At 50.6% G+C, this 24738-nt stretch carries 33 protein-coding genes; 29 read left to right on the top strand and 4 right to left on the bottom strand.

What is annotated here, in order from left to right; all coding sequences use genetic code 11:
- Nucleotides 1-104 precede the first annotated feature (104 nt).
- From U868_RS0106525 to U868_RS0106665, 29 genes are all read left to right on the top strand, one after another.
- Nucleotides 105-311: a hypothetical protein gene (locus U868_RS0106525; protein WP_051583030.1), complete on the top strand. Its 207-nt coding sequence runs from the start codon at nucleotides 105-107 to the stop codon at nucleotides 309-311.
- A 192-nt stretch (nucleotides 312-503) separates the two neighbouring features.
- A complete protein-coding gene (locus U868_RS0106530; protein ID WP_025152590.1) occupies nucleotides 504-821 on the top strand; it encodes a phage holin, lambda family in 318 nt (105 codons plus the stop codon).
- Nucleotides 814-1230, top strand: coding sequence for a structural protein (locus tag U868_RS0106535; protein WP_025152591.1), 417 nt, complete (start codon nucleotides 814-816; stop codon nucleotides 1228-1230). Before U868_RS0106530 ends, U868_RS0106535 begins: the two co-directional genes overlap by 8 nt.
- A gap of 1 nt (nucleotide 1231) precedes the next feature.
- The gene (locus U868_RS0106540) at nucleotides 1232-1684 is read left to right on the top strand and encodes a lysis protein (RefSeq protein ID WP_025152592.1); all 453 of its coding nucleotides are present in this window, start codon (nucleotides 1232-1234) and stop codon (nucleotides 1682-1684) included.
- 217 nt (nucleotides 1685-1901) lie between these two features.
- Nucleotides 1902-2141, top strand: coding sequence for a hypothetical protein (locus U868_RS23505; RefSeq protein ID WP_025152593.1), 240 nt, complete (start codon nucleotides 1902-1904; stop codon nucleotides 2139-2141).
- A 427-nt stretch (nucleotides 2142-2568) separates the two neighbouring features.
- Nucleotides 2569-3597, top strand: coding sequence for a terminase small subunit (locus U868_RS0106550; protein WP_025152594.1), 1029 nt, complete (start codon nucleotides 2569-2571; stop codon nucleotides 3595-3597).
- Between the two features lie 200 nt (nucleotides 3598-3797).
- Nucleotides 3798-5204, top strand: coding sequence for a phage terminase large subunit (gene terL / locus U868_RS0106555; RefSeq protein ID WP_025152595.1), 1407 nt, complete (start codon nucleotides 3798-3800; stop codon nucleotides 5202-5204).
- A gap of 1 nt (nucleotide 5205) precedes the next feature.
- Entirely contained in the window at nucleotides 5206-6720 is a 1515-nt protein-coding gene (locus U868_RS0106560) for a DUF1073 domain-containing protein (protein ID WP_025152596.1), read from the top strand.
- 1 nt (nucleotide 6721) lies between these two features.
- Nucleotides 6722-7456: a phage minor head protein gene (locus tag U868_RS0106565; RefSeq protein WP_240182680.1), complete on the top strand. Its 735-nt coding sequence runs from the start codon at nucleotides 6722-6724 to the stop codon at nucleotides 7454-7456.
- On the top strand, nucleotides 7453-8742 hold the full coding sequence (locus U868_RS0106570) for a DUF2213 domain-containing protein (protein ID WP_025152598.1): 1290 nt from the start codon (nucleotides 7453-7455) through the stop codon (nucleotides 8740-8742). Before U868_RS0106565 ends, U868_RS0106570 begins: the two co-directional genes overlap by 4 nt.
- Nucleotides 8742-9248, top strand: coding sequence for a structural cement protein Gp24 (locus U868_RS0106575; protein WP_025152599.1), 507 nt, complete (start codon nucleotides 8742-8744; stop codon nucleotides 9246-9248). The genes U868_RS0106570 and U868_RS0106575 overlap by 1 nt, the downstream gene beginning before the upstream one ends.
- On the top strand, nucleotides 9248-10315 hold the full coding sequence (locus U868_RS0106580; RefSeq protein ID WP_025152600.1) for a major capsid family protein: 1068 nt from the start codon (nucleotides 9248-9250) through the stop codon (nucleotides 10313-10315). The genes U868_RS0106575 and U868_RS0106580 overlap by 1 nt, the downstream gene beginning before the upstream one ends.
- A 55-nt stretch (nucleotides 10316-10370) precedes the next feature.
- A complete protein-coding gene (locus U868_RS0106585) occupies nucleotides 10371-10724 on the top strand; it encodes a hypothetical protein (RefSeq protein WP_025152601.1) in 354 nt (117 codons plus the stop codon).
- Between the two features lie 9 nt (nucleotides 10725-10733).
- Complete coding sequence (locus U868_RS0106590) at nucleotides 10734-11162, top strand: DUF4054 domain-containing protein (RefSeq protein WP_025152602.1); 429 nt, start codon at nucleotides 10734-10736, stop codon at nucleotides 11160-11162.
- The gene (locus U868_RS0106595; protein ID WP_025152603.1) at nucleotides 11159-11617 is read left to right on the top strand and encodes a hypothetical protein; all 459 of its coding nucleotides are present in this window, start codon (nucleotides 11159-11161) and stop codon (nucleotides 11615-11617) included. Before U868_RS0106590 ends, U868_RS0106595 begins: the two co-directional genes overlap by 4 nt.
- Nucleotides 11617-11985 carry a phage collar protein gene (locus U868_RS0106600; protein WP_025152604.1) on the top strand — a complete coding sequence of 123 codons (369 nt, stop codon included), beginning with the start codon at nucleotides 11617-11619 and terminating at the stop codon, nucleotides 11983-11985. Before U868_RS0106595 ends, U868_RS0106600 begins: the two co-directional genes overlap by 1 nt.
- Nucleotides 11975-12490, top strand: coding sequence for a phage gateway protein (locus tag U868_RS0106605; RefSeq protein ID WP_025152605.1), 516 nt, complete (start codon nucleotides 11975-11977; stop codon nucleotides 12488-12490). The genes U868_RS0106600 and U868_RS0106605 overlap by 11 nt, the downstream gene beginning before the upstream one ends.
- 9 nt (nucleotides 12491-12499) lie before the next feature.
- Nucleotides 12500-13987: a DUF3383 domain-containing protein gene (locus U868_RS0106610; protein WP_025152606.1), complete on the top strand. Its 1488-nt coding sequence runs from the start codon at nucleotides 12500-12502 to the stop codon at nucleotides 13985-13987.
- A gap of 9 nt (nucleotides 13988-13996) precedes the next feature.
- Nucleotides 13997-14449, top strand: coding sequence for a phage tail fiber protein (locus tag U868_RS0106615; RefSeq protein WP_025152607.1), 453 nt, complete (start codon nucleotides 13997-13999; stop codon nucleotides 14447-14449).
- Between the two features lie 41 nt (nucleotides 14450-14490).
- Nucleotides 14491-14949 carry a hypothetical protein gene (locus U868_RS0106620; protein ID WP_025152608.1) on the top strand — a complete coding sequence of 153 codons (459 nt, stop codon included), beginning with the start codon at nucleotides 14491-14493 and terminating at the stop codon, nucleotides 14947-14949.
- Between the two features lie 82 nt (nucleotides 14950-15031).
- On the top strand, nucleotides 15032-16945 hold the full coding sequence (locus U868_RS0106625; protein WP_025152609.1) for a hypothetical protein: 1914 nt from the start codon (nucleotides 15032-15034) through the stop codon (nucleotides 16943-16945).
- Nucleotides 16942-17481 (top strand): phage baseplate protein, encoded by a 540-nt coding sequence (locus U868_RS0106630; RefSeq protein ID WP_025152610.1) that lies wholly within the window; start codon nucleotides 16942-16944, stop codon nucleotides 17479-17481. The genes U868_RS0106625 and U868_RS0106630 overlap by 4 nt, the downstream gene beginning before the upstream one ends.
- Nucleotides 17478-17774 (top strand): phage baseplate plug family protein, encoded by a 297-nt coding sequence (locus U868_RS0106635; RefSeq protein ID WP_025152611.1) that lies wholly within the window; start codon nucleotides 17478-17480, stop codon nucleotides 17772-17774. Before U868_RS0106630 ends, U868_RS0106635 begins: the two co-directional genes overlap by 4 nt.
- The gene (locus U868_RS0106640; protein ID WP_025152612.1) at nucleotides 17767-18582 is read left to right on the top strand and encodes a baseplate hub protein; all 816 of its coding nucleotides are present in this window, start codon (nucleotides 17767-17769) and stop codon (nucleotides 18580-18582) included. The genes U868_RS0106635 and U868_RS0106640 overlap by 8 nt, the downstream gene beginning before the upstream one ends.
- A gap of 13 nt (nucleotides 18583-18595) precedes the next feature.
- Nucleotides 18596-19288, top strand: coding sequence for a Gp138 family membrane-puncturing spike protein (locus tag U868_RS0106645; protein ID WP_025152613.1), 693 nt, complete (start codon nucleotides 18596-18598; stop codon nucleotides 19286-19288).
- The gene (locus U868_RS0106650) at nucleotides 19285-19629 is read left to right on the top strand and encodes a hypothetical protein (RefSeq protein WP_025152614.1); all 345 of its coding nucleotides are present in this window, start codon (nucleotides 19285-19287) and stop codon (nucleotides 19627-19629) included. Before U868_RS0106645 ends, U868_RS0106650 begins: the two co-directional genes overlap by 4 nt.
- Nucleotides 19622-20809, top strand: coding sequence for a baseplate J/gp47 family protein (locus U868_RS0106655; protein WP_025152615.1), 1188 nt, complete (start codon nucleotides 19622-19624; stop codon nucleotides 20807-20809). The genes U868_RS0106650 and U868_RS0106655 overlap by 8 nt, the downstream gene beginning before the upstream one ends.
- Nucleotides 20806-21468 (top strand): DUF2612 domain-containing protein, encoded by a 663-nt coding sequence (locus U868_RS0106660; RefSeq protein ID WP_025152616.1) that lies wholly within the window; start codon nucleotides 20806-20808, stop codon nucleotides 21466-21468. The genes U868_RS0106655 and U868_RS0106660 overlap by 4 nt, the downstream gene beginning before the upstream one ends.
- A gap of 6 nt (nucleotides 21469-21474) precedes the next feature.
- Nucleotides 21475-22548, top strand: coding sequence for a hypothetical protein (locus U868_RS0106665; RefSeq protein ID WP_025152617.1), 1074 nt, complete (start codon nucleotides 21475-21477; stop codon nucleotides 22546-22548).
- A 65-nt stretch (nucleotides 22549-22613) separates the two neighbouring features.
- On the opposite strand, the gene U868_RS0106670 is transcribed toward U868_RS0106665, so the two are convergent.
- The 4 genes from U868_RS0106670 to U868_RS0106685 form a co-directional block, all read right to left on the bottom strand.
- Nucleotides 22614-23402 carry a hypothetical protein gene (locus U868_RS0106670; RefSeq protein ID WP_025152618.1) on the bottom strand — a complete coding sequence of 263 codons (789 nt, stop codon included), beginning with the start codon at nucleotides 23400-23402 and terminating at the stop codon, nucleotides 22614-22616.
- Nucleotides 23403-23590: 188 nt separating this feature from the next.
- Nucleotides 23591-24001, bottom strand: a complete 411-nt coding sequence (locus U868_RS0106675) for a type II toxin-antitoxin system HicB family antitoxin (RefSeq protein ID WP_025152619.1) — start codon at nucleotides 23999-24001, stop codon at nucleotides 23591-23593.
- A gap of 22 nt (nucleotides 24002-24023) precedes the next feature.
- Nucleotides 24024-24203, bottom strand: a complete 180-nt coding sequence (locus tag U868_RS0106680; protein WP_025152620.1) for a type II toxin-antitoxin system HicA family toxin — start codon at nucleotides 24201-24203, stop codon at nucleotides 24024-24026.
- Nucleotides 24204-24406: 203 nt separating this feature from the next.
- Nucleotides 24407-24738: DinI-like family protein (locus U868_RS0106685; RefSeq protein WP_240182681.1), on the bottom strand; the 332-nt coding region annotated here is incomplete at its 5' end.

The raw sequence follows: 24738 nt of genomic DNA on the forward strand, positions 1-24738 counted from the left end.
CCAACACGCCAAAGGTCGCCATGTGCGGCCTTTTTCGTTTTCGGAGGTAGAAAATGAAGTGCCAGTTAGAATTCTACTCAGCTGATGTCCGACCTACGGAAGACATGGATGGAAAATATGTCATCGTTTACAACCCGTGTGACGGCTGGCATAACGGGTCTGTACGTGTGTACCGTGACGGTGATGAATGCGACATAGGTATTTATCCGTTTCTCGGTGATGAATTTACACCTCATTCGTTTTATACCGCCTGGGCTATCATGCCCGATTCTGAATTACTGGATGCTGCATTTCCCCGCATCTGGAGATAGTTACGCAGGTCACTCAGGTGACCTTTTTCGTATATACGTCAAGCTAACTTAACGCATAGTGGTTCAACTTAACGCATTGGCTTAACGCATAACAAATACGCCGCCACAGAATCCTGAACAAACAAACGTAATCAGCGCAGAGATACTGTGCGCGGCACTCTATTAACCGAATCCTCCTGAAAGGGGGTGAGTATGAAACATATGAACAATACCCCTGATTGGTTGGATCAGATACTCAGTTATCTTTCTCAGTATAAAGACCAAGGCGCATTTGCCGGTTTGGCTGGTGTGGTTGCCATCTTGCGCGGGATGTACAACGGCGGCGGATGGAAAAAAACACTGTTGGATGGTGTCCTGTGTGCGTTACTCGGTTGGTTCGCTAAAGACCTGCTGGCCTTTTTGGGGCTGAATCAAGATCTGGCTTATATCACCAGCGTCATGATCGGGTACTGGGGCGTAGAGAAAGTAAGCGGCATGATTAAAGGTAAAGCGGGAGTAAATAATGGCTAAACCAGCACGCGGCGAACGCAACAACAATCCGGGTAATATCGACTATAATCCGCGGAATCCATGGCAGGGCCAGTTACCACATGATCCTGCAGTCGAATCCCGCTTCTGCCGGTTTCAGTCTCCTGAGTATGGTATCCGGGCAATCTATAAATTGCTTCAGACGTACCAGACAAAATACGGCCTGAACTCAGTTAAAGCCATCATTAACAAATATGCGCCGCCGAATGAAAACAACACGGCTGGCTATATCAACCGCGCAGCTGCGGATATCGGTATCGGCATTAATGACCACCTGAACACCAAAGACAAAAAGACCGGCATTGCGCTGGCTACTGCGATTGTCGGCGTTGAGTTGGGGTATCAGCCGTATTCACCGGATGTATTCGAAAGAGCTTGGGGGCTGCTGTGATATGGACTGGAACACCACCGCATTCTCTATTGTCGGGGTTCTCGCGCTTGGCTGGCTGATTAACTGGCAGACAGGCCGGATTAATGAGTTGAAAGCTGAGCGCGATTCACTGACCAGCCAGCTATCTGAGCAGGTCGCCATCAACAAAGACTACAAATACCGCATTCAGTCACTTCACGAACTCGACACCTTGTACACGCAGGAGTTAACCAATGCAAAAACGGAAATTGATACCCTGCGTGATGCTGTTAAGTCTGGCAACAAGCGGGTGTACATCAAAGCCGAGTGTCCAAAGGCCGGAGCCGATACCGCCGAAAGCGGAAGCAATGAAGCCGCCCCACGACTTAGTGAAGCAACTGAACAGGATTATTGGCGTCTCAGAGAAATGATGGCTGAGAACGAAAAGCAGACCCTGTATTTGCAGGACTACATCAGAACGGAGTGCCTGCGATAAGCGCGCAATACGGGAGATAGAGAATGAGCGGCAAAAAAATAGCCCCATAACCAAGGAAAGGGGCAATAAAAATCGGAAGGGATAACCAAATCACAAACTTAACATTACTATCAGTGAATTATACAGACTTAACATAAATAAAGTTAAACAAAAGCTAAACGAAAGATAAATAACGCCTCGCTAAATAGCGGGGCTTTTTATTACCAGAGGAAAAACTATGTTTAAACATGAATTAGGTCAGGTTGTGCAGGTCACCATCAGCGGCGAAGAAGGCCATGTGAAAGCCCGTGCTGAATATCATAACGGCCCGAATCAGTATCTCATTCACTATCTGACAGCGGATGGACGTGGAACTGACGGCTGGTTTGAAGAAGATGAGCTGTCCCCGGAAAAACCAGAAGGTATTATGATCGGGTATGGCGAGGGTCGTATCGGCTCTGATATTAATAGTTTATAAAATTCTGCAAACGTCATTCATTTAGTGGCGTTGATAGAGTTTTATGTAAGTTTTTGGCCTCGGCGGTATCGGTGATCCAAGGGGAAATACAAAACGAACCAGTTTATTGTTCTGATTGGGGCTGAAATGACATCAAGTAAGTGGTATCACCGCTGGATATACCAGCAAGCGAAGAGAGAGGCAGGAATACCCCATCGCTGGAAGAAACCTCACCTCAGACGAGAGGCTGGTGTGTGGGTAGCGTGGTTAAAACGCGAGGAGAGTGATGAGTTTGCCTTTCGCAGTTATGCGCTGTGCGGATGGGGAGAGACACCACAACAGGCCCTTCGTGATTTAAGCAGATTTACAGGGAGATCATTTGGTAAACAGACTGCGGTTCCTGACTTTCGCATCCGCAGAATGCCGTTTATAGATTAAGGGAAAAGCTATGGCAAAACCTGATTGGGATGCTATCAAGCGTGAATATACCGCCGGTGAGCTTTCAATACGGGCTATTGCTGAGCGGTACGGAGTAAGTGATACAGCAATACGGAAAGCGGCGAAAAAAGATGGATGGATCAAGCCTGATAGAGTTCGCAAAATAGGTTCGCACATATCGACTGCGAACCAAGGTGCGAACCTGCGAACCAGCCATCAAAAAACAGGTGAAAACACGCCTGAATTTCAGCCAGCTAATACGTTGGTATCCGACAATGCCCAGAATGATGAAACAGAGTTCAGCCTGCGTGATTACGGGCTTAACGATATGCAGGCGCGGTTTGTCACTGAGTATCTTATCGACCTGAACCGGACTGCGGCATATAAAAGAGCAGGTTATAAAGGTGAGGGAAATAGTGCTTACGTGAATGCCAGCAGAATGCTAAGAAATGCTAAGGTCAACCGGGCAATTGCGGACGCGCTGGAAGCCAGAGAACGCCGGGCTGAAATCACTCAGGATGCCGTTTTAAAAATGTGGTGGGATATCGCCACGGCGGATGTTCGTGAGCTGACGGAATATCAGCGGTTATGCTGCCGTCACTGCTGGGGCTTCGGCTTTAACTACCAGTGGCGGGACTCGATAGAGTTTGAGGATGCTGTCATTGACGCGACTGAGAAGAAACGAAAAGCACCGAACGACAGGGGCGGCTACGGTTACGACAGCACACTTGACCCGAATCCTGACTGCCCCCGCTGCAATGGTGCCGGTATCGGTCGTCCTCATTTCCACGACACACGGGATTTAAGGGGCGCAAGCCGCCGGTTATTTGCCGGGATAAAAGAGGGTAAGTTCGGTACTGAGGTTATCACCCGTAATCAGGATGAAGCGCTGAAGATGGTTGCGCAGCATTTGGGGATGTTGAAGAACCGGACAGAGCTTACCGGCGCCGATGGCGGCCCGATACAATCAACGGGATTTGACCTCAGCGGCCTGACGACAGAGCAGCTTCTGCAGTTGCGCGAAAAAGCGGGGAAATAGCCTCTGTTTAACATAATGACTGTTACCCGCATAAGCGAAATCAGGTTCACGCAAAAAGCACACTGAACCCGTCAAAAGCAATACTCATCTCCGGGCAATGTGCCCGTTTATTTTGTTACTCATTTGTTATCAAAAAACCGGAAACGGCTTCGGAGTAATTCGATGCTGAAAGGCGTGTTTTTGTCATTTTAGGTGATGTGATGGATATCGATGTTGATCTGTTTGATGAAGAAGTTCGCAGAGAGATAGCACGGCGCAGTCTGCATGAATTTATTCAGTACATTAACCCGGAATACATCACCAGTCACTTTTCGGAAACGGTTTGTGCATCACTGGATAATTTTCTGATTGAGATGATGGCCGGTAAGCGGCCGATTCTGATTCTCGGCGCACCGCCGCAGCACGGTAAATCCGATATTGTGTCGCGGTATCTTCCGGCGTATTTCTTCGGTAAGTATCCGGATATGCGTGTCGCCGGGCTTTCTTACGGTAAAGATTTAGCCTCTGACATGAACCGTGATGTACAGCGGATCATGATGAGTGAAGAATACAGAGCCTTGTTTCCGGCATCGTGCCTGAATGCTAAACGTGCCGTTACTGTTGAGATTGAAGCAAAAAGGAACTCAGAAACATTCGAGATTGTCGGGCGAAAAGGTGCTTACATCAGCCAGGGGATCGGCGGGCCATTAACAGGGAAAAAAGTTGACCTCGGTATTATTGATGACCCTATTAAAAACGCGAAAGAAGCCCTTAGCCCGGTAACGAAAAAGGCGACATGGAACTGGTACATTTCCACATTCAAAACCCGCCTGTCGAAGAACAGCGGTGAAATCATTATGGCGACCCGATGGGCGACCGATGACCTGTCCGGCAGGGTAATTGACAGCAGCGACAAAGCGAAAGTATTAGCCTTTCCTGCCATTAACGAGCGCGGTGAGGCACTGGTACCCGAACTGCATCCGATTGACTCTCTGCTTGAGAAAAAGGCGCTGTTTGGCGATTACTTCTGGTCTGCCATGTACCAGCAGACACCAAAACCGGGAGACGGGCAGATATTCCACGAAGAATTCGCCCGGTACTACCTGCCGAAAGATCTGCCGGACACCTTTGATGAAGTCATTCACAGCTGGGATATGACGTTTAAGGACAGTGACGGCACGGACTACGTTGTCGGTCAGGTATGGGGCAAGAAGGGTGCTAATGCTTACCTGCTTCACCAGATCCGCAAGCGTATGAGCTTCACTGAAACCCTGAAAGCCGTGAAATTACTGGTTGATAAATACCCGCAGGCGCGGCGCAAGCTGGTGGAGGATAAAGCCAACGGACCGGCGGTCATAGATACGCTGAAAACAACTGTATCAGGATTGGTGCCCATAGAGCCGGACGGCAGCAAAATCGCCCGTGCTCACGCCTGCACCGCTGAATGGGAAGCCGGGAACGTCTGGCTGCCCCATAAAGATATCGAACCATGGATCACCGAAACGGTGGAAGAAATCACGACATTCCCGTTTGCCGGGCACGATGACACCGTGGATGCCATGACACAGGCGCTGCGCTATCTGTACCAGAAGAAAGGCGGCGGATTCTTTTCACGCAAGAGGACATAACATGTGGCCGTTCAGAAAGCGGAAAACAGCAGAGATTGCCGCACCTAAGCGGTCAGCGTTCTCAACGCATTTATATTCAGCACTGGCAGCCGAAACAGGGTTTCAGGGGCTGGATTTGCCGCAACCCACTATGCAGGGTGTGGCAATGGACAGTGCTGACGGTACTGTGCCGTCATTCAAAGGCGGTCAGGTTTACGGTGTTCCGGAGGCTCAGGCTGCGTGGTATGCCTCGCAGATGTTCATCGGTCATAACATGTGTGCGGTTATTGCCAAACACTGGCTGGTGGATAAGGCCTGCAACATGCCGGCACGTGATGCGATCCGTCAGGGGTATGACCTCGACTGTGACGGCGGGGATAATCACGGCATCAGTAAAAAGTTACGGAAGAAGGATAAAAAATATCGCATTCAGCACCACATGAAAGAGCTGATCCACTTCGGGCGCGTGTACGGGGGCAGACTGGCGCTGTTCCTGGTTGAGACATCCAACCCGCAGGAATGGTATGAAAACCCGTTTAACCCGGATGGCGTGACGAAAGGCATGTACAAAGGGATTAAGCAGCTGGATCCGCAATGGGTGACACCGGATTTAACCGATGCCAATTTACAGGATCCGGCCAGTCCTGATTTTTATGAACCGACCTACTGGATTATCGGCGGTCGCCGGTATCACAAATCGCACTTTGTGAAGTTTGTACCGTTCCCTGTGCCGGACATTCTCAAACCCACTTATAACTATTTCGGCGTGTCTGTTCCCGAACGGGTGTATGAGCGTGTTTATGCCTCTGAGCGTACCGCCAACGAAGCACCGCAGCTGGCAATGACAAAACGCCTGCTGACCATCGGTATGGCCGATATTGATGGCGTAGACAAAAATGTCATTCATGAAAATATGTTGTATTTCATGGATATGCGGGACAACTACGGTGTTCAGATTGTTGGGGCGGGTGACACCGTTAATCAGTTCGATACTTCACTGGCGGATCTGGATGCCACGATTATGACGCAATACCAGCTGGTATCGTCAGCGGCCTGTGTACCGGCGACAAAGCTGCTCGGCACAACCCCGAAAGGGTTTAACTCCACCGGGGAATACGAAGAGGCCAACTACCGGGAAGAACTGGAAAGCATACAGGCCAATGACCTGGAAGAATTGCTTCAACGGCATTACGACATGCTGCAGCGCAGTGAGGAATTGGGAACGGAGGCGTTGTCGGTTACCTGGCTGCCGCTGGACAGCCCAACCGCTGTCGAGAATGCTGATATCCAGCTTAAGCAAGCACAGACTGATTCCACGTATGCGGCGGTTGGTGCGGTTGACGGGCTGGATATTCGTAAAAAGCTGGCGGCGGATAAAGAATCGGCATTTTACGGTATTGACGTAAACGAGGACGATTATGCCCCGGAAAATACGGGTACGAACCAAACGGGCACGGTGGGCGGCATCCCGTCAGGCAGTTATGAAGGGCAAGCCGCTGCAATATTCGGCAGCAGCCCAAAGCCGTTACCAGCGTGACATGTCACAACTGATTAAAGACATGATTACCGATTACGAAAAAACGTTCAGCAGTCTGCATGAGGATTTTGACGGCGTGACCATGGATGCCAGCTTTGCCAGCCAGACCAAAATCTGGCTGAACCGACTGAAACGCAAGTGGGATAAAATTTTTAACAGTCAGGCCGCAGAGATGGCGGATAAGTTCACCTCGCAGGTGGACATAAACGCACAGCGCAGCCTGGACGATTCACTGAAACAACTCTCCGGCGGTATTACGATAAAAACTCCGGCCATGCCCGAAGCCCTGAAAGATAAAATGATTGCCGCAACGGCAGAAAACGTATCCCTGATTAAATCCATCCCGCAGCAGTTTCATTCCCGCATCGAGGGCGCGGCACTCCGTTCTGTCAGCCAGACCGGCAGCGGCAGTAAAACCTTGCTGGATGAAATACGGGATATCGGCGGGGTGACAGAGAAACGGGCTAATTTCATTGCCGTTGATCAGACCCGCAAAATCACCACCGCGGCGAACTATGAGCGGATGAAGTCTGCCGGGATCCGCAAAGCAATATGGCATCACTCGGCGGGCAGCGCGGAACCACGGAAATTACATCAGCAGCTTGATGGTGAGGTGTTCGACCTGGACGACCCGCCGGTTATTGATGAAAGGACCGGTGAACGCGGATTGCCCGGACAGTTGCCGAACTGCAAATGCTTCTGGACACCGGTTATCGACTTTGGTGAGGAGACATGACGAAGCGAACGTATGACAACAACGGCTGGCTCGAAGTAAAAGACAACCCCATCTCAAAGGCCGGGGTTTTTGATTATCTGGGGGCTGAAATCGGCGCACCGGAGCCGGACAGAATTTACAAAGTGTTCCGGCCGCCGGAGGAACTGGCCAGTGAAGAAACCATTAAATCATTCCGCCTGACTCCGTTCATTGTCGATCACGAAATGCTCGGTAAGAACGCCACACCGGCAGAGAAAAAAGGTATTCAGGGCGTTATCGGCGAAAACGTGTATTACGACCATCCGTATTTGCGCGGGAATATCAAAATCTTTTCTGACGCCGCTCTGAGCGATATCAGCAGCGGAAAGATTGACCTTTCACCGGGCTACCGCAGCCGGTATGACTTCGATAGCCCCGGTGTGTACGAGGGGGAGGCATACGAAGTTGTTCAGCGCCACCTGCGTGGCAATCACCTTGCATTAGTCGATGAAGGGCGCACCGGCGCTGACGTGGCTGTGCAGGATCATCTTGTTGTAACCATTGATACAAAGGAACTTATTCGTATGAGCGAAAAAGGCAAAGATAAAGATCAAACGACCGGGGATGATAACGGATTCACCCCGGAGCAGGTTGAGCAGATTAAACAAATCGTTGTGGCCGCACTGGCTGCAGGTAAGCCGTCTGCTGATCAGGATCCGGAAAATACAGATAACCCGGACGAGAATGTTAATACCGGCGCTGCAGGAGAAGGCGCCGCATCAGCAGAAGAAGGGGCAGAGGCGGCAGTTGAAGCGGCGGAAGCAGCCACAGAAGCTGCTGAAACCGGAGAGCCGGAGGCGGTGGAAAAAGCAGAGATTGCCATCGGGGCAGCGGAAGAAGCTATCACGGAAGCCAAAGAACACCTGGATCAGGCGACCACAGACAGCCTGAACCGCCGCCTCAAGCGTCTCAAACGTGGTATCACCACGATGGATGAAATGTCCTCGATGAAACGCAAAATTGCCCGTCTGGAAAAAGCCAAACCGACCATGGACACCGGCGAACTGTTAAAGCAGATCGGGGAACGTGACGCACTGGCGCACAAGCTGACGCCGTTTATCGGGGTATTTGATCACGCACCCATGACGAAACAGCAGGTGGCGGAATACGGTGTGGAAAAACTCGGGATTCAGTGTGCAAAGGGCACGGAAAGTGTTTCCCTGAATGCCTGGATGCAGGGGCGCACACCGGACTCACAAAAGGTGCATGTGACGATGGATGCCGCTGCAGGTACAGACTCAATTATGAAAAAGTGGGGTGAAAAATAATGGCAATCCCGAATACTGTGGCGAACGGCATGATTTCCGGTGTTATCGGTGAAATCAGTCATTACGGCCCGACCCGCGTGACCGCAGCGGTGATCAGTTCTGCGGATGAAAAGAAAAATTTGTTTGGTCGTGCCTACACATACAACGATGATTCCGTTGATTCCGTTGAATCCGTGCAGGTGGGCGGTGACGGTGCGTTTGCCGGGATCATGATTAACCCGAAAGCATACCGTATCGGTGAAGAATACGCCCGTAACGGGACGCAGGGTGAATTTCTCACCATGGGTGAGATTAACACTGAAATCACTGCCGGGGTGAAGAGAATTAATGCCCCGGTGGTGTTCAGTCCGGATGACGGTTCGCTGTCTGCAAAGGCAAAAGCGGAAGCCGGTGATCTGGTTATCGGTTATGTCAGCCGTCACATTGAGTCACCGGAATCGCCGCACCTGTGTGTTCTCCGTCTGACCGAAATTCCGTTCACAGTGGCTGCGAAGGAAGGTGAATAATGCCCGTCAGTAAAGAAAAGTTTTATATGTCCGGCCGCGATATCCGCAAACACGGGCAACTGAATATTAAGCCCGATCAGAAATGGACATACGGTGAACTGGATCAGATTGGTTTCGGTGGTCTGGCCGCAATGGACTCCGCGTTAACCGGCCCGGCTATGTCCGGCGGGTTCATTCAGCGCGAGATGTTGCAGCATGTACTGCCGGGACTTATCCGTACCGCGACCCGCGTCCGTGTACTGGACGAAATCACCGGCGTACTGAATGCCGGTAACTGGCACGATGAAGAAATTATCCTGAACGTGGCAACGCCTGTCAGTAAAGCCGAATTGTACGGTGATCACACTAATATTCCGTTGTCCTCCTACGGGCAGGATCAGGAACGTCGCGGTATTGTCCGTTTTGAATCAGGATTCCTGGTCGGAAAACTGGAAGAGGCCCGACAGTCAGCAGCAGGGTTTGAGACAGCCGCAGAGAAACGCAATGCGGCAGCTGAAGCGCTGGAGCAGGGGCGTGAACGTATCGGTTATTACGGTTTCAACAGCCCGGGCACCCGCGTATTCGGGATGCTGAATGAGCCGAATTTACCGGCGTATGAAACGGCTGCCGCAAAATGGAAAGGCGGTACATTTGCTGCCATCACCGGCGATATTACGGCTATGTTCTCGCGTCTGGAGATGCAGTCCGGCGGTATTATCAAAGATGATACGGCTATCACAGTGACTCTGCCGCTGGGCTACCGTTCCGCACTGAATGTGGCAAATCCGGTCGCCCGTGGCGAAACCGTGTATCAGTGGGTGAAAGAAAACTACCCGAATCTGCGCTTTGTGTTCTCACCGGAATTTGCCGGTGCCAACGGCGGCGCGGATGTGGCGTATATGTTTGCCGAAACCGTGGATGATGATTCTACGGCGACCAGTGCGGTTCTTCTCCAGGTGGTGCCGGTGAAATACCAGCTGCTGGGTTCAGAGAACAAAGCCAAAGGCTATCTGGAAGACGCCACCAACGCGACCGCCGGTATCATCGTCACCCGTCCGTGGGCCATCACCCGCCTGACCGGGATTTGATCCTGTAACGCCTCATTGCCCTCTGCGGAGGGCTTTTTTATTTCCGGGAGAAATTATGTCTCTGTATATCTATTGCACCTTGTCCAACGACCAGAACTATGCCACACCGGACGGTCCGGTATTTATCGCCGGTCAGGCCAATGTCATGACCAAACACATGTACACCCCGCGCGGCCGTGTGACTGAAATCAGTGATGAGCAGTATGCGCAGCTGAAAAATAACCACGTCTTTAAGCTGCACAAAGAAAACGGGTTTATCGCGGTGGAAAACTGCAAAGAGGATCCGGACAAAGTGGCGACCGATATGGAAGCCAGCGACAAATCCGCCCCGCTGACCGAAGAACAGATGATCGCGGAGGGGAATGAACCGCCGGTCAGCAGCAACGGCAAAAAGAACAATAAAAAATAAGGGGGTTCCGTGGAGCCGTCCGACTTTCCGTTAGTGTCTTTCCGTGCCATCTATAAGGCTTTTGCCGCGGTGCCTGATGATGAAATTTTTATCATTGCACTGGAAGCACTGAATTACTTTTCCCCCTGCAGTGGTGTCTGCACAAATTCGGCGTGGATGCTGGTTGTCGCGCACATGCTCGACCTGAACAGCCGTATTGCTGACGGGGAATCACCGACCGGTGTCGTGACCAGTGTCACGATTGATAAGGTCAGTGTGTCCTACACCGCGCCGCCTGCCGGTTCCGACTGGTCCCACTGGTTCAAGATGAGTACCTACGGCCAGCAGTTTCTGGCGCTGATAAAACGGTGCAGTGTACCGCGCTACCACGGCGGCGGCGGGGAACGGGCGGCATTTCGCGGCGCGTTCGGGCGTTTCACGCGGGGAGGTCACCGGTGACAAAGCTGGCGCAACTGAAAGCCGTGTATGATGAACTGGCAAAGAAGCAGCTTAAAGTCGGTTTCTTTGAGCATTCAAAATACCCGGACGGTACCCCTGTCGCGTACGTGGCGGCGATTCAGGAACTCGGCTATCCGGCCGGGGGGATCCCGCCGCGTCCGTTTATGCGACCTGCCATGACAGAACACAAACAGGAATACAGTAATCTGATTGTCCGTGCTGTAAAAGCTGCAGTGAAAGGCAATATCACCATCACTGACGGACTGACGCAAGTCGGTGCAAAAGCGGCCGGTGATGTGAAGATGGTGATTAAATCGGTCACCACACCGCCGCTTGAGGATGCCACGGTAGCTGCCCGTGCACGGCGTCACAGTAAAGGGAAAGCCACCAGTAAACCGCTGGTTGACTCTGGTCTGATGCTGCAATCCGTCACTTTTGCCGTGGAGGATAAATAATGTTCGGAAATCTGCACCGGATTGCCTCGCGGTATGTTCCGCAGCAAACCGTACTCTGGTACCGCTTTAAAAGCCGTGAGCCTGACGAGCGGGGCCATGATCAGAACACGTATTACGACCCGGCTGAGATTCGCGGGAGCTGGCAGGCGGCAGATACTCAGGACATTCAGTCTATGGGGCTGGACACCAGCCAGGTATACCGCCGGTTTTATACGTCTCACGATATCAGTGCTATTCAGCGCGGCGCTTCACCGGATTATCTGGTCTTCGGCGGCAAACGCTACGATGTGACCGGGGATGCTGACTGGTATGCGCAGGACGGCTGGAAGTCGGTTATCTGTATTGAGGCAGGCAATCATGACGGATAACGAAGTTGAGATAGCTGTCCGGAAACAGCTTCTGGCACAGCTGGTGCAGGCAGGTATCGATATCCTGGTCATAGCCGGGTTTCAGTCAGCAAAACAGGGGCGGGAAGATAATTTCGTTATGTTCTTTCCGGTCGGTGAAAATCCGCAGGGCTGGCAGAAACGCAGTTATAACCCGCAGGGCAGTGATGCCGGTCACCTGGAAGCACAGCAGTATGAAACAACATTTCAGGTGCAGGCATTTATCACTGAACTCAGCAGTTACACCGCGAAAGATATTACCGCTGTCGTCCGGATGATCGTTAATTCGTTACCGTTTACTGAAGCGCTGAGAAAGCAGGGGATAGGTGTGCAACGCGCAACCGGTATCCGTCTGCCGTACTTCGTTAATGATCGCGGAGACTATGAACAAAACCCGTCTTTTGATTTTAATGTGACTTATACCCGCACACTCCGTCCGGAAACAGCTGCAGTTACCGCACTGTGCCCGGATATTCACCGCATATAAGGTTTTATTATGCCAATTAAACAAACCCGTTACGTCGATATCGCGTCAGCGGTGATCGGCGCGTCTGCCGTGCCGATGCGTAAGCTGACGGCGCGGTTATTTTCCGCTAATCCTAAAATTCCTGCCGGGCATGTGCTGGAGTTTGCATCCGGTCAGGTTGATGACCTGCTGGGCGCGGACTCTCCGGAGGCACAGTTTGCCCGTCAGTATTTCAGCTATGTCAGTCCGGCCCCGGTCAGTAAACCGAAAGAACTGCAGATCGCCTCTTACGAGCCGGTTGGCCGGGCGCCGATCCTGTTCGGGGCAAACGCAGGGGCACTCGCTGATCTGCAAATAATTGCTGATGGTACGTTGTCCGTCACAATCGGAACAACCACGAAAAATTATAAGGATATTGATTTATCCGAAGCCAAATCGTATGCCGACATCGCTTCACTGATTCAGGCGAAACTGAATGCCGAAAGTGAGCCGCAGTTTGCCGGGGCATATCTGACCTTTAACGCGCTCGACAGTGCATTTGAACTCAGCGGCGGTGTGCAGGAACGCGCATCAGTCAGCGTGGGGTCTTCGGTACTGGCGGACGGAATGGGATTGTCTGCCGGCCATGCCTCCGAAGGTAACCCGGCACAGACACCGCTTGAGGCATTCAAAGTTGCCGAGCAGGTTTCTGACTCCTTCGGCAGCGCCACTTTTCTGACAGATCTGTCGCTTGAGCAGGCCGTCACGCTGGCACAGTACGTTGCCGGGGAGAACGTGAAATACCAGCTGCATCTGAGCGTGACAGAAGACAATGCCGAAGATTTCAGCGCAGCGCTGATCGGCACCGCATCAACCGGTCTGAACCTGAAAACGGAAAGCGGATATTTTGTCCAGGCGCTGCCGATGGCGGTGATGGCCGCCACGGATTACGACCGTACCAACGCGACCACCAACTATATGTTCCGTCAGCTCGGCGTGACTTTCCCGGCGCAGGTCACCACAGATCAGGATGCGGACCGTTTCGATAAACTGCGGGTGAATTACTACGGCGAAACCGCTGTGGCCGGTTCACAGATCCGGTTTTATCAGCGCGGCTTCCTGTGCGGCGGCAGTTCCAACCCGCCGGATATGAGTGTGCATGCCAATGAGCAGTGGCTGAAAGCGTATATCGCGCAGAAGTGGTTCAGCCTGTTACTGGCAACACGCGGCATTCCGGCCAACAAAGACGGTGAGGCCCGGGCACTGATGGTTATTGCCGGTGCGGTCACCAAAGCCGTGGACAACGGCACCATTCTTGCCGGTAAAACCTTAACGGAAGTACAGAAAATCGCGGTGACGGATGCGTCCGGTGATGATCTGGCCTGGCACGATGTACAGGACAAAGGGTACTGGTACAACGCACAGATTGTTGAAAGTACCGGTGAAAGCGGGTTACCGGAGTACGTGATGAAATACGTGCTGATTTACGGTAAGGGCGACTGGGTGCGGAAGGTCGAAGGTTCACACAATTTAGTGTAAGGAATAAATATGAATGACGTTTCAGCAACCGGCCTTGCACTGGTGGTACAGGCCAGCAAAACATTCCCTTCCGGGATTTTTATCACGCAGTTTGCGGATGATGCGGATCCGCTGGATTTACCGGCAGTGGATATCGCCCAGACCGGCATGGATATCAACGGCAATCTGGTGAGCTGGTCAACGCCCACACCGCAGACTGTCACCATCAACGTGCTGCCCGGCAGTGAGGAAGATCAGAACCTGGCGATCCTTCTGGAAGCCAACACGGCGAAAAAAGGCCGCCGTCATGCCGGTGACATTATCACTATGGTGGCTTCTTACGGTGACGGCTCCACCACTACCGCCCGTAACGGCAAAATCACCAACGGCAGCCGGGGAAACTCTGCGGCCAGCGCCGGGCGTCTTAAATCAAAACAGTACACCTTTGTGTTTCAGGATTTTGATTCCACACGTAATCGTTAATCACCGGCGGGTATGCCCCGCCTTTTTTTACGGAAAAAAACATGCTGATTAAACCGAAAGAAGTTCAGATTAAAGATGTGGACGGTATTGAAAAAACATTTGTCATCAGCCGTCTGCCTGCGGTGACCGGCCGGGAAATCCTTGCCAAATATCCGCTGTCCAATGCCCCAAAAATCGGGGATTACGAGGTCAGCAAAGAGGCCATGCTGAAAATGATGGCGTATGTGTGTGCGGTGTCTGACGGTGAGGAAATCCCGTTAAAGACACAGACGCTGATTGATAACCATGTACCGGATGGTGAATCCCTGATCCGTCTTGAGCTGGAAATGCTGAAGTATAACACCAGTTTTTTCGGGACCGGCGGGAACTCCGGCTTCCTGCCTTTCCTCATCAGCAAGGTCGGCAGTTCACTCCCGTCAGTTATAAAAACGCTGATGGCTTCTTTGCAGTCATCCTCAGCGAAAGATTCGCCACCCTCACAGAACTCAAAACCACAGTAGATCTGGAAGAAGCGATGGACATGTGGGAAATCGCGATCATTAACCGTTACAACGAAGCGCTGGCCGCTTCAAAGGACCGATAATGTCATTAATGGATACGTTTGTTCAGGTGTTTGAATTTGACACCCGTCAGGCTGATAGTGCTTTTGACCGTGTGCGGCGCTCAACAGATGACATTATCGACGGAATGAAAAAGGCCGGGCAGTCCGGGACAGCGGCATCCGGAAGTATCGGTGACGCTGTGCAGGCGCTGTCAGACACGTTAGCGGCGGCCTCAGACGGGTTCAGTGATTTGACGGTTGCCGAAAAGGATAACAGCAGAACCAAAGAAACCGCCTCTAGGGTGATCAAAGCGCTGGATGCTGACTATTCCCGCTTTGTTGATACGATGCGCACAAAGGGGATTCCGGCTGCGGTTGAAGAAGCAAAAGTACAGAGTTCACTGCGGGACGCGCTGAAAAAAACCGACGAAAAATACCAGAAGGCCGGTGAATCCGTTGCCGGGTTTGCGAAAAAAGCACTGGGAGCAGTGGGTGTGCTTATGTCACTGACTGCGATTATCGGCGAGTCTGTTTCGAGATCCGCGGATATCGAAGCAATGGATAAACTCGGTAAAAAGATAAATATTGCCACAGCAGATGTGGATGCTTTTGCCGGGTCAATGGCAGAACTCGGCGGTACCCGTGATGCCGCTCAGGCGGACATGGCTGCTATGGCGAAATCATTCGGCTTTGCCGGTAACTCCATGGAAAAAATCCTGCAGACGGCTGACAAAGTGCAGGGCATGAAGTTCGACAAGGCAAAAGCCACGTTGTCAGCGCTCGGTGTGTCGGATGATAAAACCGTCGAACTGATGATGAAAGGCCGCAAAGAGCTTGAACGGATGATGGGGGCGCAGAAGGAATATTCCGGCATCACGAAAGACAGTATTGAACAGTCAATATCGTTTAATAAATCCATGCGCAGTTTTGAACAGTCTTCCGGGCTGCTGAAAAACAGTTTCATGGAACTGGTGATCCCGATACTTGCCAAAGGGCTGACATGGATTAATAAGTTTGTCGGGTTCTGCAAAGAAAACAAAACACTGGTCACCGGGTTTTTTATCGCGATAGGTATTGCGATAGCCGCCTACTATGTACCGCCGATGATTGCCGCAGCGGCTGCCACACTTGCAGCCACATGGCCTATTATCGCAATAGTGGCAATCATTGCTCTGCTGGCAGCGGCGTTTGCGCTGGTGTATGACGACATCATGAATTTCATCGACGGCAACGATTCGATGATCGGACGGATACTGGATAAATATCCGGGACTGAAAGCCGTCATTCTGGCGCTGTGGGACGTTTTCAAAAAACTGTTTAATTTCATTATTGATGTTGCCGTCATTGTCGGCAAGGCAGCGGTTGATGCCTTTAATCTTATTGTTGACGGCGGTAAAACGCTGTGGAACTGGCTGCTTGGTTTTATCCGGAGTCTCAGTAACTGGGGAAAAAGTTTTCAGGGTGTTTTTGAGACTGTTTCGGATGCGGTGGTTGGTATTTTCAAATGGCTGTGGAAACAGATAGAGGCTTACCTTGGCTGGATCAGCAAGGGGCTGGATAAAATTAAAAACGGCTGGGCGACAGTAAAAGGCTGGTTCGGTGGCGGTGATGATACCGAAATTGAACAGACCGTTAACCGTACAGTCAATGAACAGGGGCAGATTGAGTATGATTTGCCGCCTGAAAAAACGATCAGTGAGGAAGATGCGGCAACAATGGCGCAGGCCATGACCGCACACCTTTACGGCATGTCAAACGACCCGATGAATCCTGTCACCAGCCAGGCGATCAACAATCAGTCAGCCACCCGTAATGAAACAAATGTCAGTATCGGTGAGCTTAAGATTGAGACACAGGCAACGGATGCGCAGGGTATGGCATCGGGAGTCAGAGATGAGCTCGGTTCTCAGTTGCAGGATTTAGGGCATCAGACAGATACAGGGTGGGGTAAATGATTACGGAAGTGAAGATATTTGATACGGAATCTTTTGTCACTCTGTTTGAGTCGGTAAGCCCTCTGCAGCTGAGTATTCGGGATGAGCATAAGGCAACGCAGTTTCAGGTGGAATCCGGCGAAACCCGCAGTGATCACGTTGTGGTTAACCCGGTGGAAATCGGTATGGATCTGATACTCGCCGGGGAACTGAAAGATGCCTTTGAAGCCATGCAGCAGGCTTACGATCAGCATCAGCTTGTCGGCATTCAGACCCGGGTAAAAACCTATCAGCCGATGCTGATAGTCAATTTTTACCACGACGAACTCCCCGATATGGCGGACGCGGTGAAACTTTCCCTGCGGTTTACCGAATGGCGGACCGTTGAACCTGAATACGGTGAATTACCGCCGCGTAAAGTCGCGAAGAAAGAGCAGAGCAGCACGGTAAACCGGGGCAGGGTTCAGACAAAAGAGGCGGACACGGCCACACAAAACAAAGGGTCAGCACTGACAAAAGGTGTTGACTGGGTGACTGAAAAAGTGGGGGGAGAGTGAAAATCATACCACTGAATACCGCTCCCAATCAGCGGCTGCGGGTTACCCTGGACGGCCGGGAATGGGAGCTGACGATTAAAGCCGCACGGCGTGTGATGTGCTGTGATATCCGGTGTGATGACACGGTTATCGTTCAGGGAATACGCCTTGTCACGGGGCAACCCCTTATCCCTTATCGTCATCTCAGGAGCGGCGGTAATTTTGCCCTGCTGACAGAGAAAGATGAGCTTCCGTGGTGGGAACTGTTTGAAAAATCACAAACACTGGTTTATTGGGGAGACGATGATGATTGATTTACGCCGGATCCGCTGCGGAATTGAACTTAACGGGCGCATGCAGTGGCATGAGGGATTGCGCATCCGCGCCGGGGGTACCAAATATGCCAATCCGCTGCAGAACGAATGTACGGTGAATATTGACGGGCTGAATGCGGAAACCCGTACCATGCTGCTGACCGAAACCAGTCCGTTCGCCGGCAATAAATCCTCACCCCGGATTGTTGTTGAAGCCGGTCGTGCCGGTACCGGTATTTTCCGGATCTACACCGGCGATATTGTCAGTGCTGAAATCTCATCACCACCGGATGTGACGCTGACACTGAAAGCAAAAACCAATAATGCCAGCGCCCGGGACATTGTGTCACCGGAGGGTAAGCAGATGGCAAAAATGAGTGAGATTGCGGCTGACATTGCCCGTGACTGTAACGTGACACTGAATTTTCAGGCAACGGATAAAAATATCGGCAACTGGTATTTTTGCGGTCCGGCGCTGAAACAGGTTGAACGGTTGCAGGACGCCGGAAATGTGAAAGCGTTCATTGATGATGATGTGCTGTATGTCAAAGACAGTGATAAAGCACTTTCCGGCAGACTGCGGATCCTCAGCCAGAAAAGCGGCATGGTCGGTATACCGAAAGCCACGGAGAAAGGCGTTGATGTCACCTACCTTATCGACGGCGAATCATCCCTCGGCGGCATGCTGCGTCTGGACAGCAAATATAACCCCGCCCTGAACGGGGATTACATTATCGAGCAGCTCAAATTCGATATTGCCTCACACGACGATCCTTTCTTTTATCAGGCAACCTGCAAACGGGCCTGACACGGGCAAAACAATGAACAAACCAAACAGTGACCAGGCGAATGACGGCAGTCTCGCCGGGCAGTTTATGGCTGCGTTCCGTAATCTGCTGATGAATGTTGATGACATGCTTCCCGCCACGGTTGTGAGTTACGACGATAAGGAAAACCGGGCGGTAATCAAACCGCTGGTAATGATGGTTACCACAGAAGGGAAGCGGATCGGGCGTGGTGCGTTGCCTAATATCCCGGTATTCCGGTTTGGCGGCGGCGGGTTCTTTATCCGGATGCCGGTAAAGCCGGGGGATTTCGGCTGGCTGAAAGCGAACGACCGGGATATCAGCCTGATTTTTCAGCGGGGCGGCCTGGAGGATGAACCTAACACGGCCAGACTGCATACGTTCAGTGATGCTATGTTTTTCCCGGATACGCTCAAAGGCTGGGTGATCGACGGCAAAAACGCAGACGCACTGGTGGTGCAGTCAACGGATGGTTCGGTGTGTTTATCCCTGCATGCGGATAAAGCGGTACTGGATACACCATTATTTGAGGTTAACGCACCGGAAACCATTTACACCGGCAATGTGACCGTCAACGGCAACCACGCCGTCAACGGCAACAGTGATTCAGACGGCGGTACCCTGAAGCATAACGGTAAAGATATCGGTTCAACGCACAAACACAGCGGTATCCAGCGGGGTAATGAGGATTCAGGAGAGCCGGTATGAAGACCTTTGATGTAAACAGCAATAACGACCTGTTCATCGGAAATGACGGCAATCTTGCCGTGGTCAGCGGTGAACCGGCGGTAAAAAACGTTTGTGCGCAGTATGTGAAAGCGCTGCGCGGGGAAATGCTGCACAAACTGGATAAAGGCATTCCGTACTGGAAAACCACCTTCGGGCGGCAGGCGGATCTGCCGCTGTTTGAATCCGCATTCCGTGAGCGTATACGGGAAATTCCGCAGGTGACTGCCGTTGTGTCATTCAGGGCCACTCTGAATGACAACGAACTGAATTATGTGGCTGTTCTGCAGACAGAATACGGGAGCATTACATTAAATGGCTGACTATCACTATATTACCTCATCCGGTGTGATTATTCCGGATACCGCGGATTTGCGGACGGCTGTTGAGGACGAATTTAAATCCGTATTTGGCCAGGATCTGGATGTGTCACCGGAAACCCCGCAGGGGGCACTGATCACGATGGAAACGGAAAACCGTGACGCGGTGGCACGTAATAACGCGGAACTGGCAAACCAGATAAACCCGGATATTGCGGGCGGTGTTTTTCTGGACGCTATCTGGGCACTGATGGGCGGTCAGCGCCGGGATGCCACACATTCAATACTGACACAGGTTGAATTCGGCGGTGTACCCGACACTATCATCCCGAAAGGATCAGTGGCTGAAACGCCGTCAAAGGATAAATTTGCGACAACAAAATCGCTGACTATAGGAAAAACAGGGAAAATTACCGGGGATATGCGCGCAGTTAAAACCGGCCCTGTGGAGTGTTCCGCCGGTCAGTTAAATTCGGTGGCAAGTGCTGTTCTCGGCTGGGAAACGGTATCTAACCCGACCAGTGCGGTATTGGGGCGTATTGCCGAATCTGATTTACAGTCCCGCCGCCGCCGGAAACTGACGCTGGCAAAGAATACCGTCAGTGTCGGTGAGGCGATTACCTCCGCGTTATATGAACTGGACGGTGTCCGTTCTCTGTCATACCGGGAAAACTATACCGATACCCCGATGGTTTTTGACGGCATAACGCTGGTACCGCACAGCGTATACGTGTGTGTTGAGGGCGGGGAAAGCGGGGAAATTGCCCGTGCTATGCTGCGCACCAAAACAATCGGGGCCGCTTTCAACGGCAGCGAAGAGGTTGACGTGACGGAACCGGTCAGCGGACAGACCTATCCCGTGAAGTTTGACCGGGCAAAAGAGATTGTCCTGTTCTGCCGCGTGACAGTGAAAAAAACATCACTGGACGCACAGACCATTATTCCGGCGGCGGTTGAATCATGGGCCCGGGGCGAAACGGAAGGGGACGGCGGACTGGTTACCGGTCGTGAAGTCTCTCCGTTTGAAATATCGGCCGGCATTAACGTTTCGGAACCCCGGCTGTTTGTCACCCGGGTGGCGCTGTCAGTCAACGGTACGGACTGGTCATCGGAAACGTACCCGGTAAAGCTGAATGAAGTTGCCAGAATCAACCGCAGCGCGGTGCAGGTGGTGTTTGTATGACACAGGCTGTTCAGCAGTTAACGTTTCACTCCGACCTCCTGAGGGCTGTTTTGTGGCAGTACGAAGGGGCGGATAACCTGAAAGCGCTGGCCCGGTATAAATCGGACTGGTTTGAACGGGCAACGGTCAGCTTCTGGCAGAACTGGTACCGTGATGTATTTAATATCGATACCGCCAGTGATTTCGGTCTGTCGGTCTGGTCGCGTATCCTCGATGTTCCGCTGGGGATCGACATCCCGCCGAGTGACAAAGCCAAAATCGGTATCGGATTCGGGAAGAAAAAAGCCAACTTCCGGGCAAACTTCCGGCGTAATGCGGATTACACCCTGTGGCTGACGCCGGAGCAGAAACGGCTGATTATCCGGATGCGCTACTTTAATCTGACCCAAAGCCCGACCGTCACCAATATTAATGAATTTCTGCAGCGGTTTTTCTGGAATGGGGACAGTAAGGTCTTTGTGCTGGATCCGCTTGATATGACGTATATGTACTACGTCTTCATGTTTAATCCGGATGAACGTCTGCGCGTTCTGCTGGAAAACTTCGATCTGATGCCGCGCCCGTCCGGGGTGGGCGTCAGATACCGTGTTGTGGCGAAAATAGCCTTCGGCACCGGCAAATACCGTAAAAACTTCCTGAAAAGTAACTTCGGAGAATAATTCCTCATGACAAAAATATTTAAAGTCCCCTTTGCAACACAAGGGGATCGCACTGCTGTGCCTGATGAGATCCAGGCTGACGGCTCACTGTCTTACACCCAGGGTTACGGCTACGATTATGAACGTGATCAGATCACCGACCCGGCGGCCAAAGATATTGAGCGCGAGAAGATGAACGGCCTGTTTCATGACATAACGGAAGCGGTGGGTGAAATACAGGCTTTCGGTGTGCCGGTGTGGGCGGAAGAGGGTAAACCCTACGCGGTCCGCAGTATCGTGTATCACGATAAGAAAGTCTGGCAGTCAAAGATTGAAAATAACGAAACAGAGCCTGCTGAGGGTGATGACTGGGCGGAACTGAAAGCCGATATGACCGCCGAAGATGTCGGCGCCCAGGCCGCCGGTTACAGCTATTCAAAAACAGAATCTGACGGCAGGTATCAGCCGAAAGGCAACTATGCCCCGGCGGGTGATTATGCGGTGAAAGGCGAGAGTTACACCAAGACTGAATCGGATGGACGTTATCAACCAAAAGGCAGTTATCAGATAGCCGGTTACAGTTATTCAAAAGCAGAATCTGACAGCAATTATCAACCGAAAGGCAACTACGCACCTGCCGGTAATTACGCTGTAAAAGGCGACAGTTACACCAAGACTGAATCGGATGGACGGTATCAGCCAAAAGGAAGCTATCAGGCAGCTGGTTACAGCTATTCAAAAGCAGAATCTGATAATAAATATCAGCCGAAAGGGAATTATGCATTAAAATCTGATTTAGATGCATATCAGAAAAAAACATTATTAGTCAGTGGGATCAAAGAAATCTATAATGGTGCTGCCTTAAACAAAGGCAGTTCCTTTACTGTCAATGAGGATTTGCGCGGCAGAATGCTGTATTTACAAAACTCAATGGACAGGGGATTCACTCCTATCGTGATACCCCAGGACAACATGACTATTTCATCATCGGCGACATCAGATTCCTGGGCTGAGATCAGACTGACCAATAGCGGAAAAACATTTAATGTCATGATAAAAGGTGGAAGCGTAACGGTGAACAGAGTGTTTGTCTCTATATAATACTTTCATTTTTATATATGTTATCGGCTGCCATATCATCACGGCAGCCGTATTGCTAAAGAGAATTAACAGTGTGAAAAATATTCATTAACTTTTATTATTAAGTCGTCATTATCACAATAATTATATTTCTTTTTTCTAAGTTTTAGGGCTATCTTTCTTATAACACTAATCTTTTTTTTCTTTGTATTATCTTCAGAAAGACCCTGAGCATGTTTAATTTCATTGATTGACTTTATTCCATCAGGTACCACAGTGAGTGGTGTTCCAGACATTTGGTATACTTTGCTTAGCCAGATATCATCGGCTGTGGGGGCGACTGATAAAAAAGCATCGTTATTAAGTAACTCACAGTTAACTAATGAAGCATTTAAAATAACACCACCTATCCCCGTTATTATATAGTTATCCAATATTGTTTCTTTAACATCAATAATAGGGTAGTTATTATAAAACTCTCCATCTAAAACTTTTCTTACACGGGTTGCTACAATATGTTTGCAATCATTTGCGTAAAAATTTGTCGTTAGACACTCCAGCCATTTCTGGCCATAAAATACATCATCATCAGCATAAACCAGCACATCATTGTAATCAGCTTGGCGAAGTGCCGGAATTATTTTCCGATATGGCCCGGTATTTTCCGTCCATATAAAAGATATAGAAATGCCTAATTTACGTATGTTTGTAACCCAGGATGGTTCAGCTGTAATACCTGAGTCTTTTAGGTATGGCTCTTTTGATACCCATATTCTAATTTCGTCAAATTTGGCAGTTTGCAGACATAATGACCAAACAGTGCAAGAACACAGCTCTAATCTACTGCTTGTTGTCGTTATGTTTATAGTTAGCATATCTCATTCCATTGTTTCATAGGTATTTATTAATGGTAATCCCAGTGCGATATCGTGCTGAAAATCATACATACTGTGCATACAGCTTATTTTATCACTTCCCTAAAAAATATTTACAGCCTAATTTGTATGGCAGATATTAATTTACACCCTCGGCCTTAAATCACACCGAGGGCGTATAACGGAATTTATCTTTTTTCTCGGGCGATCACTTTATCAGCGGCTACCCGGGCAAGAAAACCAGAACGGCTACCATATTCGGGATGATTAGCAACAAACTGATCAATCCTGCGGATAAGTAATGAAGGCAGCGTTACATTGATTTTTTCTGCTTTCCCCATCAACCGGGTAATATCGATATCAACCAACGCCCAAACTGCACCCGCATATTCGGTATCATTAATCCAGTTTTCAACCGTTGTTGCTTCCGGCACAGTCTCACCATCTTCAACCAATAGCTCTATATGCGCTTCAATTGCTTCGCGCACGCTCTCAATTGCATCCTGATAGTCATCCCCGCCGGAAAAACAACCGGGAATATCAGGGACGCGCACACCGAAGGATGAATCGCTTTTATCAATAGCAACAGGGTATAACATTTAGACCTCCAGTAGGTGGGGCTTAAAGCCCCGCCTGTTTTTTAATGCTTTTTAGTGTTGGTAACGGTATATCTTTGTGCGGATGTTTTACTGTTACCAACCCCTTTTTTGTCGGGTGTTTAAACTGGTGGTGACTGCCTTTTACTCTTACCAGATACCACCCGTCAGCTTCGATCATTGCTATTGCATTTCTGCTATCCATCCTCCGGCTCTCTGTGTTGTTTTGATGGGGTTATGATAACCCCGAAGTGATGTGGCGTCAAGATATTTGGGGGTTATTGGGGTTATTTCTTCCGTTGCTAACAAATTATTTATGGCGTGGGGGTATCGACGATTTACCGGTATTTTCCGGCCACAGCGTAAATAAACAAAGCCGCGCTGGTGGATGTACGGCGCGGCTGTCACCTACTTATCAAAATATTCTACATCATCAGAAGCGTCTGCCATTTCCGGTACCCAACTGCCATCCTCAAAAATCTCCTGCAGTATCTCTTTTATTTTTTTGTTGTCCTTGTCATTTTTCCCGCCGGTTACCGACATCGCCGCATTGGTTCCCCACGCAATACGAACGTTCATATCCTGATACTGAGTACGAAACTTTCGGTCAATTTCTTTTTCTAACGCCTCAAATGTGCCCGGTGGTATCATCTCTTTTTGGTTGCTGCTGAAAATAACTTCAATACGGAGCATGTGATTACCTCTTAATTTACTGTTTAAATATGGGTCTTCCCCGATCA

Source organism: Morganella morganii H1r, from assembly GCF_000633515.1.
GTDB classification, from domain to species: Bacteria; Pseudomonadota; Gammaproteobacteria; order Enterobacterales; family Enterobacteriaceae; genus Morganella; species Morganella morganii_B.